General features: G+C 30.7%; 14 protein-coding genes. 11 read left to right on the top strand and 3 right to left on the bottom strand.

From position 1 onward, the window contains the following. Window positions 1-34: 34 nt before the first annotated feature. From ACZZZT_RS22240 to ACZZZT_RS22220, 5 genes are read left to right on the top strand one after another with little or no spacing between them, the layout of a single operon-like run. Window positions 35-619: a hypothetical protein gene (locus ACZZZT_RS22240; protein ID WP_463461981.1), complete on the top strand. Its 585-nt coding sequence runs from the start codon at window positions 35-37 to the stop codon at window positions 617-619. Then, window positions 567-857 (top strand): hypothetical protein, encoded by a 291-nt coding sequence (locus ACZZZT_RS22235; RefSeq protein WP_463461980.1) that lies wholly within the window; start codon window positions 567-569, stop codon window positions 855-857. Before ACZZZT_RS22240 ends, ACZZZT_RS22235 begins: the two co-directional genes overlap by 53 nt. Next, entirely contained in the window at window positions 820-1,335 is a 516-nt protein-coding gene (locus ACZZZT_RS22230; RefSeq protein ID WP_463461979.1) for a gliding motility-associated C-terminal domain-containing protein, read from the top strand. Before ACZZZT_RS22235 ends, ACZZZT_RS22230 begins: the two co-directional genes overlap by 38 nt. Window positions 1,336-1,365: 30 nt before the next feature. Next, window positions 1,366-2,280 (top strand): PorP/SprF family type IX secretion system membrane protein, encoded by a 915-nt coding sequence (locus tag ACZZZT_RS22225; RefSeq protein WP_463461978.1) that lies wholly within the window; start codon window positions 1,366-1,368, stop codon window positions 2,278-2,280. Between the two features lie 19 nt (window positions 2,281-2,299). After that, entirely contained in the window at window positions 2,300-4,282 is a 1,983-nt protein-coding gene (locus ACZZZT_RS22220) for an OmpA family protein (protein ID WP_463461977.1), read from the top strand. A 94-nt stretch (window positions 4,283-4,376) separates the two neighbouring features. On the opposite strand, the gene ACZZZT_RS22215 is transcribed toward ACZZZT_RS22220, so the two are convergent. The 3 genes from ACZZZT_RS22215 to ACZZZT_RS22205 form a co-directional block, all read right to left on the bottom strand. Further along, window positions 4,377-5,369, bottom strand: coding sequence for a helix-turn-helix transcriptional regulator (locus tag ACZZZT_RS22215; RefSeq protein WP_463461976.1), 993 nt, complete (start codon window positions 5,367-5,369; stop codon window positions 4,377-4,379). 539 nt (window positions 5,370-5,908) lie between these two features. After that, a complete protein-coding gene (locus tag ACZZZT_RS22210; RefSeq protein ID WP_042566699.1) occupies window positions 5,909-7,273 on the bottom strand; it encodes a DUF5458 family protein in 1,365 nt (454 codons plus the stop codon). A 2-nt stretch (window positions 7,274-7,275) separates the two neighbouring features. Further along, on the bottom strand, window positions 7,276-7,731 hold the full coding sequence (locus ACZZZT_RS22205; protein WP_042566698.1) for a hypothetical protein: 456 nt from the start codon (window positions 7,729-7,731) through the stop codon (window positions 7,276-7,278). A 192-nt stretch (window positions 7,732-7,923) separates the two neighbouring features. On the opposite strand from ACZZZT_RS22205, the gene ACZZZT_RS22200 reads away from it, so the two are divergent. The 6 genes from ACZZZT_RS22200 (at window position 7,924) to ACZZZT_RS22175 (ending at window position 13,415) form a co-directional block, all read left to right on the top strand. Beyond that, on the top strand, window positions 7,924-8,307 hold the full coding sequence (locus ACZZZT_RS22200) for a GPW/gp25 family protein (RefSeq protein ID WP_463461975.1): 384 nt from the start codon (window positions 7,924-7,926) through the stop codon (window positions 8,305-8,307). A gap of 88 nt (window positions 8,308-8,395) precedes the next feature. Next, window positions 8,396-10,072: a hypothetical protein gene (locus tag ACZZZT_RS22195; protein WP_463461974.1), complete on the top strand. Its 1,677-nt coding sequence runs from the start codon at window positions 8,396-8,398 to the stop codon at window positions 10,070-10,072. Between the two features lie 4 nt (window positions 10,073-10,076). Further along, window positions 10,077-11,249: an AAA family ATPase gene (locus ACZZZT_RS22190; protein ID WP_463461973.1), complete on the top strand. Its 1,173-nt coding sequence runs from the start codon at window positions 10,077-10,079 to the stop codon at window positions 11,247-11,249. Window positions 11,250-11,353: 104 nt separating this feature from the next. Further along, complete coding sequence (locus ACZZZT_RS22185) at window positions 11,354-12,535, top strand: AAA family ATPase (RefSeq protein WP_463461972.1); 1,182 nt, start codon at window positions 11,354-11,356, stop codon at window positions 12,533-12,535. Further along, complete coding sequence (locus tag ACZZZT_RS22180) at window positions 12,511-12,963, top strand: hypothetical protein (protein WP_463461971.1); 453 nt, start codon at window positions 12,511-12,513, stop codon at window positions 12,961-12,963. The genes ACZZZT_RS22185 and ACZZZT_RS22180 overlap by 25 nt, the downstream gene beginning before the upstream one ends. Beyond that, window positions 12,954-13,415, top strand: a complete 462-nt coding sequence (locus ACZZZT_RS22175) for a hypothetical protein (RefSeq protein ID WP_463461970.1) — start codon at window positions 12,954-12,956, stop codon at window positions 13,413-13,415. The genes ACZZZT_RS22180 and ACZZZT_RS22175 overlap by 10 nt, the downstream gene beginning before the upstream one ends. Window positions 13,416-13,423 lie beyond the last annotated feature (8 nt).

Here is a 13,423-nt window from a genome sequence, read left to right as displayed (position 1 = left end):
TTAACAAATGATTTTTACCAAAAATTATATAGATATGAAAGACAATACTTTATATAAATTAAATAAGCAAAAGGAGACAGATCGATTTATTAAAAACGGTTCAGTTTACGGTTTTTGCCTTTTAACAGGATTACTCACTTCTTACAAAGGAAATGCCCAGTTTTATAACAAAGGAGAAGTTCTGGTACAGGATAAGACTATTTTGTCTGTCTACGAAGATTATCAAAATGATAATTCAGGAAACTTTATCAATGATGGTGAGGTTTATATATTTAAAAACTGGAATAACAACGGTGTAGTTGATTTTAGTGATACTAAAAATGGTAAAACATTTTTTAACGGTCAGGGAGATCAATTTATAGAAGGAAAAAAACAGTCAGATTTTCAAAATATCAAATTTGATAACGTATCTGATCCTGTTCCTTTCTATTTGGGTACAATGATTTCTGTAAACAAAAAAGCAGAGTTTGTACAAGGTGTTATAGATGGAGTTAGTTTACCGGATGCCCTGGTAATCTTTAATGAAAATGCTGAACATGAAAAAACTAGCGACAAATCGTTTGTCGATGGTAAAGTTCAGAAAAAGGAAAAAGGATTTTCAGTTTCCGGTAGGATCTGAGAAATTCTATAGACCATCTTTTCATGGGGCTGTTTCAGAAAACAATACATATACGACACAATATTTTCATAAAAACTCTGCAGATCTTCATTCTCATTCTAATAAAGAAGAATCTATCATTGAGATTAATGATCAGGAATATTGGGAAGTGAGACAAGATAAAGGTACAGAGAAAATAGTACTAAGTCTTACACTTGACAATGATACAACCCCTGCTACTTTTTTCAGAAACATCTGACACTCAAATTGCTATTGTACGTTGGGATGAAGAACAATCAAAATGGGTAAATGACGGCGGTAAACTTAGTGAACCTGTAAGTGGAGAACCCTATACAAATTTATTGACAAGTCAGGTAAGAGGATATGGCTTGTTTACTATGGCAATTGTTAAGAAAACAACCGAAGAACCAGATGATTTAATAGTATACAATGCAGTATCTCCAAACGGAGATGGTATTAATGATACTTTCCATATTAAAGGAATAGATAAATATCCGGACAACTCTGTTGAAATTTACAACAGATGGGGAGTTAAAGTATACGATGCAAAATCATACAATGAAAGTGATGTAATGTTTGCCGGTTATTCTGATGGACGTGCAACAATCAAGAGAGGAGAAAAACTTCCTACCGGAACTTATTTCTACATATTAAAATATAATAATGGTAAAAAAGGGGTTGAGAAATCCGGATACTTGTATATCAACAATCAATAATAAAAATTGATAATAAAAATTAATTAAGTAATGAAAAATATTTATCACATAGTAATACTATTGTTGGTGGGAGCCTTTAGCGCATCAGCACAACAAGAGTCACAATATTCGCAATACATGTACAACACAATGACTTTTAACCCTGGATATACCGGGTCAAGAGAAGTAGTCAGTGCAATGGGACTATATAGAACACAATGGGTTGGATTGGATGGAGCTCCAAAAACAATGAACTTTTCACTTCAGAGTCCTTTAGGATCTCATGCTAATGGTATCGGTTTAAATGTAATTAGTGACCAAATCGGACCAGTAAAAGACGTAGATGTTACGGCTAATTTCGCTTATACAATTCTAGGTAGTACAGAGGTGAAATATTCATTTGGGATATCTGCAGGAGTCGATAATTTTTCAGTTGATTACAGCAGATTGAACCAGGAAAGTCCGGATCCTTATATGAATGGGGTAGAATCCCGAATTTCTCCTAATGTTGGAGCTGGATTTTATGTTCACTCCTATAATTGGTATGTTGGTTTGTCTGTTCCTAAATTGTTAAAAACAAGTCATTTTGATGATGTTGCTGAAACGGTTTATTCTACAAAATCACACTTTTATTTAATAGGAGGTTATGTTTTCGATCTTAATCCGTATTTAAAGTTTAAGCCGGCAGTTTTAGTAAAAGCTGTTGCCGGAGCGCCACTTGCAGTTGACATGTCGGCAAACTTTTTAATCCATGACAAATTTACTATTGGAGCAGCTTATCGCTGGGATGCCAGTGTAAGTGCATTGGCTGGATTTCAGATTTCAGATGGTATACAGGTTGGATATGGATACGACTATGATACAACCAATTTAGGACATTATAACTCAGGATCTCACGAGCTTTTTTTACGATTTGATTTAGTAAGCAAATCAAAATCAAGATTAGTTACTCCTAGATTCTTCTAATAACTTAATACAGAATAAGATGATTCATAGAAAATTAAAAACAGGGTTTATTTTCCTTATGGTTTGTATGTTGCATATAAGTGTTATACAAGCGCAGGATAAAAAATTGAGTAAAGCAAATGAGGCTTATAATAAATTTGCTTTTGTAGAGGCAGCAAAGCTGTATAAAGAAGAAATAAAAAAAGGAAATAATTCTATAGAAGTTTACACTAAACTGGGGGATTGTTATTATTATAACGGAAATTATCCCGAGGCAATTCAAAATTATTCTAAGATAGTAAATTCTGCAACAGCTGTAGATCCTGAATATTATTTTAGATATGCACAGGCTTTAAATAATAGTCAAAAGTACAAGGAAGCAGAAGATGTTATGAAGATCTACTATTCAAAATCAGGTAAAACAGATTTGAGTGCAGATTGGAATGAGATAAAATTAATGGAAAAAATTAAAAGACAATCAGGACGATATACTTTTAAGCCTGTAGAAGTTAACTCTCCGTTTTCAGATTTTGGAGCTGTATTTTATGGTAATGATAAAGTGATCTACGCTTCTGCAAAAGATACCGGATCAATTATAAAACGCAAGCATAGCTGGAATGAAAAATCCTTCTTAAAACTATACTCAGCAGATGTAACCGTTGATGGAGGTTTGCAAAATCCTGTACTTTTAAAAGGGGATGTAAATACAAGATATCACCAAAGTACTCCAGCTATAACAAAAGATGGTAAAACAATGTATTTTACCAGAAATAATTATGTTGATGGAAAATTAGGAACAGATAAAGAAGGGACCACTTATCTAAAAATTTATGTGGCACAGAATATTGATGGAGAGTGGAAAAATATAAAAGAATTGGGTTATCCAATTAATAATGATGGATTTTCTTCGGCACATCCGGCTTTGAGTGCTGACGAATCTGAGCTTTATTTTGTTTCTGATAGAAATAATAAATTTGGAAATTCTGACATCTATGTTGCGAGTCTTAAAAAAGGTGGTTTCGTTGGTAATGATGTTAAAAAATTAGGCGATGAGATTAATACATTAGGAAGAGAAACATATCCGTTTGTAGATGAAGCAGGAGTTCTGTATTTTTCTTCAGATGGGCATCCGGGACTTGGTGGTTTAGATGTATTTGCAGCGATTAAAGATGATAATGGTTTATATCATGTAGTGAATCTTGGAGATGGAGTGAATACTAATTCAGATGATTTTGCTTATGTGATTAATGATAAAACAAGAAAAGGATATTTTTCTTCTAACAGAAGTGGAAATGATGATATTTATTCTTTCATAGAAAACAGAAAAGCAGTTTTTGATTTTAATATCAATCCAATTGTATTTGGACAGTTAAAATATACAGATGGTACTCCAATTGAAGGTATCGCTATTGAAATTTATAATGCAGCTGGCGGTATCGTAAAAACTGTTTATAGTGATAAAGAAGGTAAGTATACTGCAGATCTGGAGCCTTACAAAGAATATAAAATAGTCTACAAAAAACCTGGATTAACTGAAAAAATACAAGCTGTACCGGCATTTAAACCAGCAGAAAAACGCGAATATTCATTTGATTTTATTAATGAAATGGAAGTAATTGTTGATAATCATAAAGTTACTCTTCAGGAAGGAGATGATCTTACAGATAAATTAAAACTAAATCCTATTTATTTTGATTACAACGGATTTAAGATTAGAGAATCTTCTAAAATAGAATTGAACAAAGTGGTGGAATTAATGAAAACCCGTCCGAGTATTTCTTTAAAAATTAATTCGCATACAGATAGTAGAGGTAGAGATGATTTTAACATGAAGCTATCTGAAAACAGAGCTAAGGTAACTGTGGACTATATCGTAGCACATGGAATTGACGAAAGCCGTGTAACTGGACAAGGGTATGGTGAAACCCGCTTAATAAACAGATGTACGAATGGAGTAAAATGTTCTGAAGAGGAACATCAGGAAAACAGACGTTCTGAGTTTATAATTCATGTAAACCATTAATATTGGTGATTAAAAAAGGGTATTGTAAAAAATACCCTTTTTTTATTTAGAAACGAAGTTAAATTTTTTACTACATTGAATATTACAGAATATATTATTTAGTTTTTTTAATAAAATCATCCTTAGGTTTACGTTCAAAGATTTCAAAATACTTAGTTGTGAAATAACTAGTTTTGCTGTAACTCACTGTGTAAATAACATCATTTATAGTTTTATATTCGCCGCTTTTAAGCAATGTTTGAGCGAGAAGCATTTTTTCTTTTATAAAAAAATTATTTGGAGTATCATCAAAACATTTTCTAAAGAGAATTTTGTATTTCGATTCAGATACTCCTGCCATTGCTGCTATAAAAGTTACCGAAGGAAAAGGTCCGTATAAATTATTAAGCAAATATTCTTTAGTTTTTATAACAGCATCAAGATCCATCTGTGTAATATCTCTGGTATTGTCAAAAGATTTATAAAATTTATTAAAAAAATTCCCAAGCAATTTTAAGCAAATACCTTTAACTAAGGAATCAAAAGAAATATCATAGATAGATTTATTTTTAATTGATTGAATAAGTAATATACTGTTGCTGTCTATATTTCCATAATGATATAGAGAATCACTGTCAAATTGAACAGCGTTTTTTTTAATTTCTTTTTTAGGATATTTTTCTACGAAATCGTCCAGTAAAGTTTTATCAACCAATATACGTAATGCTATTATTCTTTCGTTGATAGCGGGCTGAAAAACACTGTCTAATTTATTGTCAATAATAGCTAGTTCTAATTTTTCAAAAGAACCAATTTCATAATTTATATTGTTGATTTTTATTAAGTTGATTTGTTCACTTATATCGTAATGAAAAATATATAAATGATGATTTGAATTTAATCGGGTTATTTTTAAAGAATCGGTTAATTCAAAATCAAAAAACAAAGCTGAAATGCTTGGTGTAACTTGTGTAAAATAGGTATGACCTTTACCTATTGTTTCAGGAAAAATCATTATTTTATTATCAATAACTTTTGTTCCTAATCCGTTTGCAAAATCTTTTTGCCATTCATGACTTAAGCTGTAATAATGTGTAATGTTTTTCATTAAAAAAATATTATAGTTGTCTGAGAAATGTTTTTGAAAAAAAATCATAGTATTTTTTTTAAATTTGAAACAGTAACTTATTGTTGCTGGTAAAAATGTAACTGATTAAATAAATCTGCATTGGAGAAGACCCTGTTTCTGAGGGAAACCTAAAGCAATTAGTTAATTTCTGCTTGCATCAAAATTTTTCTGCAAAAACAATCGAACCATCTTAAAATTTGAACCATAAATAGCGCTGAGTTATTAGCAATATTTTTTGTTAATTATTATAAAATTAATAATTTTTTTAATTACTTTTTTGATTTGCAGTCGTTTATGTTGTAGTGTTGTTTCGGTTTTTACTTTTTGAATGAAATATCTTAACTTATAAGAAGTTTAATCTGGCAGTTGTATTCTAAAATCACTCTTATTTTAAGTAGCCAAATTGTTTGATGAAGAAATTCGTAGCGAGATGATAAAAAGAATTTTTATATTAAAAAACCCCAAAAAGTTTGTAAAAACTTTTTGGGGTAAAAATAAATGTGATAGGTAATATATGTTTAAACCTGTTTGTAGTCACTATGCCAAACAGCTTCTTCAGGACCATCTCCTTTATGTCCATCTAATTGAATTACAAAGCTTTTAGCTGGAAAATATGGTGTGATATGGATATCTAATAAAATTCTGTCCTTTTGAGTTTTATCTTGTTCAATTTTCATCACTGTAAATTTTTCAATAAGATTAGTTGGACCTTTAATTCCATCTAAAAACTTAATGATTTGGCTTCTTAAATCAGCTTCTGTTCTTGTTGTCCAGTTTTCAAAAGCTCTTCTGTTTAAAAAGTCGAAAAGTACTTTTGTAATGTGGTCAAATACTCTTACTACAGAGTAAGTTTGTAAACCTAAGTTGTCTCCGTTAAATAATGTTTTAGCAGAGAAAGCCATAATTTTACTATACTCATTTACCATTGGTACAAGACCCATTTTTTCAAGTTCAGAAATTTCGCTCTTTTTCAAATCAAAACGAACACTTTCTACTTCGTTTAGACCTCCAAATTTTTTACCAGCAACAACCTGAGACATTAGCGTTTTGTAGATTTTACCGGCTAAAGAAGTGGATGGCGGTACATATAAATTATCTTCCTCTCCAACTTCATCATATTTACTTCTTCCCAGTAAATAGTTACAAGTCATGATTGTGTTAGATTTAAATACATCACCACCAGTATGATTTGCATTAAAGAAAATATCTATAACGTCATCTGGAGTTTCAAGATCTTGAAAATCAGTTAATAATACCGTTTTGTTTTCGTGTGCTATTTTAGACCATTTATCTAAAACGGCATTAGAACCTAAATAACCGGGTACTGAAAGAATGGAGTAGTTTTTTCTCAAATCTAGTCTGTCAAAATTTTGTTTTAATTCGTTTGAAACATAATCAATAAACAAAGTATTATCTAAATCTTTTAATTGAGATATATCTGCATTTACGATAGTTACATTTTTAATTTTATCGCTCTCAGCATTTTTATAGAATAAAGCGACACTGCGGTAAGATGTTTCCAGCTCTCTTGAAACATTTAATGCGTATTTTAAATTCCTGTTTAATGTTGAATCTGCAGATGTGGCTTTTGCATTTGCCACTTCAATCATTGATTCAACAGAATCGTTGCCTTTTAATAAATCCAACCATAACTCAAGTCTATTGGTTAGAGTTGTTCTCTCATTTTCCCATTGTGCATCATTAAGAAAAATATTTTTTCTCGCTTTTCTCGTAGGGTTTAAGTTTGACAATCCGTCGATTACATTTTCTAAAAAGGCAAAACCGCCATATTCATTTAATAAATTTATTTTGCTGCCTTGTTCCTGTAGCAATTGTTCGGTTGAAGAACCATGACTTTTTTGTTCTTTAGTTTGAGTTGCCATATTTATAGTTTATTGTTGTTAATTTCATTCTTAGCGTTTTCAAGTAATTCAATTATAGCCTCTTTAACAGCAGGGTCCTGAATTGCTTTAATTAATCCTCTGTTACTGGAAAGTTGACGCACAATTTTATAAGCTTGTTCTTTTTCAGTGTTTAATTTATTTAAAAAAGGACTATTCTCCTTAATTGATTTTGCTCCAAAATCGCCTAAGTTTTGAAATACCATAGATTCATTTAAATCTGAACCTTCTTCAGTAGTAAATTCAAAATCTACACTTGGTTTGTACTTTTCAAACACAGCTTCTACTGTCTGCAAATCATACACAGCTTCGGGTCCCACCGGTTGCTCATTTGTAAGTTTTTGAATTAGTAATGTTCTGTTTGAAGGAATTTCTAAAATTGATTCATTGGCATCAACCTTCACTTCATTGCCACCAATACCATAATTGAACATGCTCATAATTTTATAAGATTTTTAGTTAATTTTGTAAAACTAATAAAAAAAACTTCTAAATAATATTGATTTGTAAGTATTTTATTTGGATTTTTGTCGTACTATGTTAAAAAATTTAAAACACCATAATTTTGTTAAAAAACAACTTAATATTTTTTTAAGATGAAATATCTGAAATACCCCGTTAATTTTAAGTCTTTGCTTAAAGGTTCACAGGAGAATTTTTGTAAGATTGACGAGTCGATTGCGTACAATATTATGATGATAATTACAACTTCTTTTGGTGAGATTCCAGAGACACCAAGCTATGGCACGATTATTTGGGATTTAGAATTTAATCAACATATTAAAAAAAGAGACTGGGAAGATTTGGTCAGAAAATCATTATATGATTCAATTCAGGCTTTCGAAAAAAGACTAATTCTAAGTGAAGTTTCTATTTCTTTAGATGAAATTAATGATAAAGAACTAGGTTCAAGTATTAGAAGAAAAGCCAATATAGTCGTAAAAGGTTCCATCATAGAAAGTTTAATTCCATTTAATTTTCACACAAAGTTGAATATAAGCCCAATTTCGCAATAAAATAAAATATGAAAGACGTTAAGTTTATCGAAATAAAGAACAGGATACAAAAAAATGCCTGGAAATTTGGGGAATTGAAGATATCAATATGGCAGATCCTTTGGTGATGATGTTATTAGATGTTTTTGTTCATGAACTTTACTATTTGTATCAGGAAGGCGTAGAATCTGATAATAAAATTATCGAACGAATTGCTCAGGAGATTGTACCAAGTCAATGGAATTTGCCAATGCCGGCTCATACCCTGGCAAGTACAACAGCTACCAAAGGAATTGTTATGCTAAATAATGATACCGAATTTGTTGTAAAATCAGGAATGGTCACCAATGTTGATTATGATATCTATTTTACACCTTTTACCAATGAAAATATTGTAGAAGGAGAGATTAGTTTTCAAATGTATGACTCATTTTTAATAGATTCTTCAAAAACGGTACAGCATTTATCTGCACAAAATAAGGTTTTAGATCATCGTATTTGGGTTGGATTAGATGTTTCGAAAGAAAATCTGGAAAAGCTTAATTCAGTGAAATTTACTTTTATAACAGAAAACTCATCATTAGATAACTTTTTGCAATTTATAAAAGTAAAGGATTCTTTGGGGAATAATATTGAAATCGAAAATGAAACTTTTGATGAAGTTCAGGATAATAAACATTACGCCGAAAATATAAAATCATTCTATAAAAATTCTATTTACAAAGTAAAGCTTAACGCAGAAAACGTGATATACGAATCGATATTAGACAGATTTGAAATAGACAAAGAAGAGCTAAAAACCAGCAAAAAAGATACAGGATTGATTTGGTTAGAATTTATATTTCCTGAAATTTTTACTAAAACAGAATTCGATAAAATTCAAATAAAAATAAATACGTTTCCAATTGTCAATAGAAAGTTAAACAACAGAGTACATAATGCTCAGATCGAAGGGCGTCTTTTCCCGATGAAAGCGGAGAGGAATACCCATTTTCTTGATGTAATGAAAATTTTTAACGAAAAAAATATTGAGTTTACAAATGGTATAAAACAAGCTAATTCTCTTACCTCAAATACATTTACTATTTTTTATGGCGGATTAGAAAATTATGATTCAAGAAATGCAAAGTTTTTTCTTAAAAAATTAGCTAGGGCATTACGAGAAGATATTGGTTCTTTTTCTAATATAAATGCAGATTATATTGATGCTACAATGACCAGAATCAACGAAGAACTTAATTCGATTGAAAGTAAAATTAATAGCAGTTACAGTCAGGTTAATGAGGAGGAAGTATATGCTTTAATTCATGAAACTGAGAAATCTAAAATTCTTTATTACTCGTATTGGACTTCGAATGGACAAGTGGCCAATAATTTAAAAAAAGGCACCATTTTAAAACAAACCTCTATATCCGAATTAGCTCAGGATTCCACCATTTTTGAAACAAGTTCAATTGGAGGGATTTACAGGAATAACAAAGTCGAAAAACTAATTAATCTACGTTACGGTTTTTTGTCAAAAGAGCGCTTAGTAACCAAACAGGATATAAAATCAGCGGTGCACTATCATTTAAGAAATATTACTAAAGATGTTTTAATTACAGATGGAGTAGGGATAAGCAGCAATAGAAAACAAGGAGTATACAGAACCATTGATATCGAAGTTGTTTTACAGGAAAAATATGCTTTGCAGATAGAAAACAAGAAAAAAATAGAGATGTTTTTAAAAGAAACATTAGAAAAACAATCGGTTATGAACATTCCGTTTCAAATTACAATTAATTAAACTTATGAACGAATTAGATTATAGTCCAAGCTTATTATCTGCAATTAAATCAGCTAAATCATTAGCAATTCAGGATGGTCACAGTACATATGGGGTAGCTCATTTAGCGTATGCATTGTTATTTGAACCAACAGGATTAGTAGAAGTATTAAAATCACTATCTAAAGATATAGAGTATATAAAAGAATGGTTTGACGTGAGAAAAGAAGTGTACACTTCATCTCAAACCAATGATAATAGTATTACAAGTGATACCGAAGTTGAACACGTTTTTACAGAATCAAATTTCAATAAAATTAGATTAGGGGCCGATTCTATTGATGCATTTTGTGTTTTTATTGCCATCATTAAACCCGGATTGGTTTATAGCGACAAACAAATTGATGGCTTAAACTTAAGTGATAAGGAACTTTTGAAACACTTTGGACTTAGAAATAATCAAAAGAGTTTTAGTCTGGCAGACAATGCAGATGAGCAGGAAACGATCGACATTAGCTATTGCGATACTTTATATAAAAAAAATATTATTGAAGAAGGAAGCAGTATCATTGGCAGAAATAGAGAAGTTCGACTGATACTTGAAAATATAGAAAGGTATGAAAACCATGGTATTTTATTAATTGGAGAATCCGGTATTGGAAAAACAAGTATTATAAAAAACCTTATCCATAATTTACACGAAACAGATCCTAATTTCTTTGAAGAAACACTTGTTTTATCTTTAAATGTTTCTAAACTCGTTGCAAATTGCAGTAATGAAAATGAGATTTCGAAAAAGCTTATTGAAATTTTCGAAAAATTATCCAAAAACGGAAAAAGCATTCTTTTTATTGATGATATACAGGTATTGCTAAACTCATCAAACTCTAAATCAAATGCTGTCATCAATATTATTAATACACAATTAACCCAGGGCGATATTAATATTATTGCCTCAATTGATGCTGATTCTTATAGAAAATCAATTGAAGGAACTACAATAAACGGAAAATTTGAAAACATTTTTATTGAAGAACTGGATTATTCTTTATTGGTTGAATGTTTGGATATTTATAAAAATAAATTAGAAAAGCATTATAAAATAGCCATTAATGAAGAGGTAATACAGGAAGCAATTCATTTGTCTAAACGATTTTATAAGGAAAAAAACTGCCTTACGGAGCAATTGATTTATTAGACAGAACAGCTTCATCGGTAATTGTTTCCAATGCAAATTCATTAGTAGAAATTGTAAAAATAAAAGAACAGATAAAAGAATCTGATCCGGCTGATGAATCAAAAATGAGTTTGCTTGAAAAAGAAATATACAATCGAATAAGCTGTGTTGTAACCAGTAAAATTGATGTTACGGAAAATTCGAAAAGACAAAAAAATGAACCGGTTACTTTTGAAGATATCGAGAAATTAGCATCGAACATTGAAAATATAGCAAAAGAAAAAATTACAGTTGTAACAAAATCTGAGATTCTGGCAGTTGTTTCTAATGCGACCGGGATACCGTTAGGAAAAATAAGTGCGGGCGAAAAAGAAAAGCTTTTAACAATTGAGGATAAATTGCAGGAAAGGGTAAAAGGACAATCGCATGCTATAAAAACGTTATCCGAAGCTATTATCGAATCAAGAAGTGGTTTGAGTAATCCTAAACAACCTATTGGATCCTTCTTTTTCTTAGGACCAACAGGAACGGGAAAGACAGAATTGACAAAAACGCTGGCTGAATTGTTGTTTGATGATGAAAATGCGATGATTCGATTTGACATGTCAGAATTTAAAGAAGAACATTCGGCAGCTTTATTATATGGTGCTCCTCCGGGATATGTAGGGTATGAAGAAGGTGGTATGCTGGTTAATAAAATCAGGCAAAAACCGTATTCAGTTGTACTTTTTGACGAAATCGAAAAGGCACACAGCTCTGTTTACGATGTGTTTTTGCAAATTATGGATGAAGGAAAAATTCATGATAAATTAGGTCGTGAAGGTGATTTTTCTAATGCGATCATCATTTTTACTTCAAACATTGGAAGTCAATGGATTCAGGAGCAAATAGAAAGCGGTCATTTACCGACTTCTAATCAATTAATTGAGATAATGAGCCAGCATTTCAGACCTGAATTTTTAGGCCGTTTGACAGAGGTTGTTCCATTTGCCCCTATCAATATAGAAATTGCCAAAGCTATTTTTAAATTACACTTAAATCGCTTGCAAGAGCAATTGATAAGCATCAAAAATATTTCATTTGATCTATCAGATGGTGCTTTAGAATATCTGACAAATAAAGGATTTTCTAAAAAGTATGGCGCCAGACCTATTGCCGGAATCGTGAGAACGTATCTTAAGAAAACAATTTCAAAATTAATTATATCAGAAGCTATTCTTGAGAATGAAGCTATTGTTTTAGATATAAAAGAAGATGAGTTTATTTGGGAAAAAAGTAAGCTATGGAACAGGATATTACAGTTTTAAAACAACAGCTTAATTTTAATTTAAGAGGTGAAATCCTTTTTTATGAATTGCAGAATATTCTAAAAGATGATACCGAAGTCTTTGTTAGGCACAAAGGTCTTTCAAAAAGGAACAATTCCAGAGATGCTATTGATCTCTCTTCAATGTTATATCAGGAAGATTCCAGATTTACCAAGGAAGCGCTTGTTCTGCATTTGGCGAAAAACAGCATTTATCATAATTTACCTGAACTGCTTTTTCATCCCTTGTCTGTTAGCAATCCTACAATGTCAAACAAAGAGATTGTAGAGGCGGTTAAAGAAAATAAGGAAACAGAAAAGAATGCTTTAGATTTCTTTATGCCTTTTGATAATGAGATTTTTTTGCCAATACTCATTATGCGATCAGAAGCTTACACTTGTTTCAGGACAAGATTGATTTGTTTCTAAATATAGTAGATGAACTAGTTGGTATTGATTTTAATTTATCTAAAGAACAAAAAAAGAATCTGTTCATTTATCTGTGTGAGGCCGAAAAGCTAAAAGAAAATCTTCCGGAACTGGAAAAAGTTTTAGAAATGCTGTTAGGCAATGTAGTAAAACTAAAATATAAAAAACATGTATTTACGACATCTCCTTTTTTAAAACTAAGCGAAGGTACTTTAGGCTTTGATTTAGGACTTAGCGGAGCGGTAGAAAGTGAGATTGATGATGTTGAGGTGACCTTATATTTTGAAGGAAATATTAATTATCCCATTTTAGAAAACAAGATGGAACTCACGCGAAAAGTATTAGAATACTTTCTTATTAGCAACAGAAAAGTTGACATTGTTTTTTTTAATAACTATCAATTAGGGATAAAACTAAACGAAAACTATTTAGGTATAAATACCATTTTATAATTTTTAAA

It is taken from the genome of Flavobacterium sp. AC274 (assembly GCF_979258275.1).
This window is presented reverse-complemented; position numbering and strand designations above follow the sequence as displayed.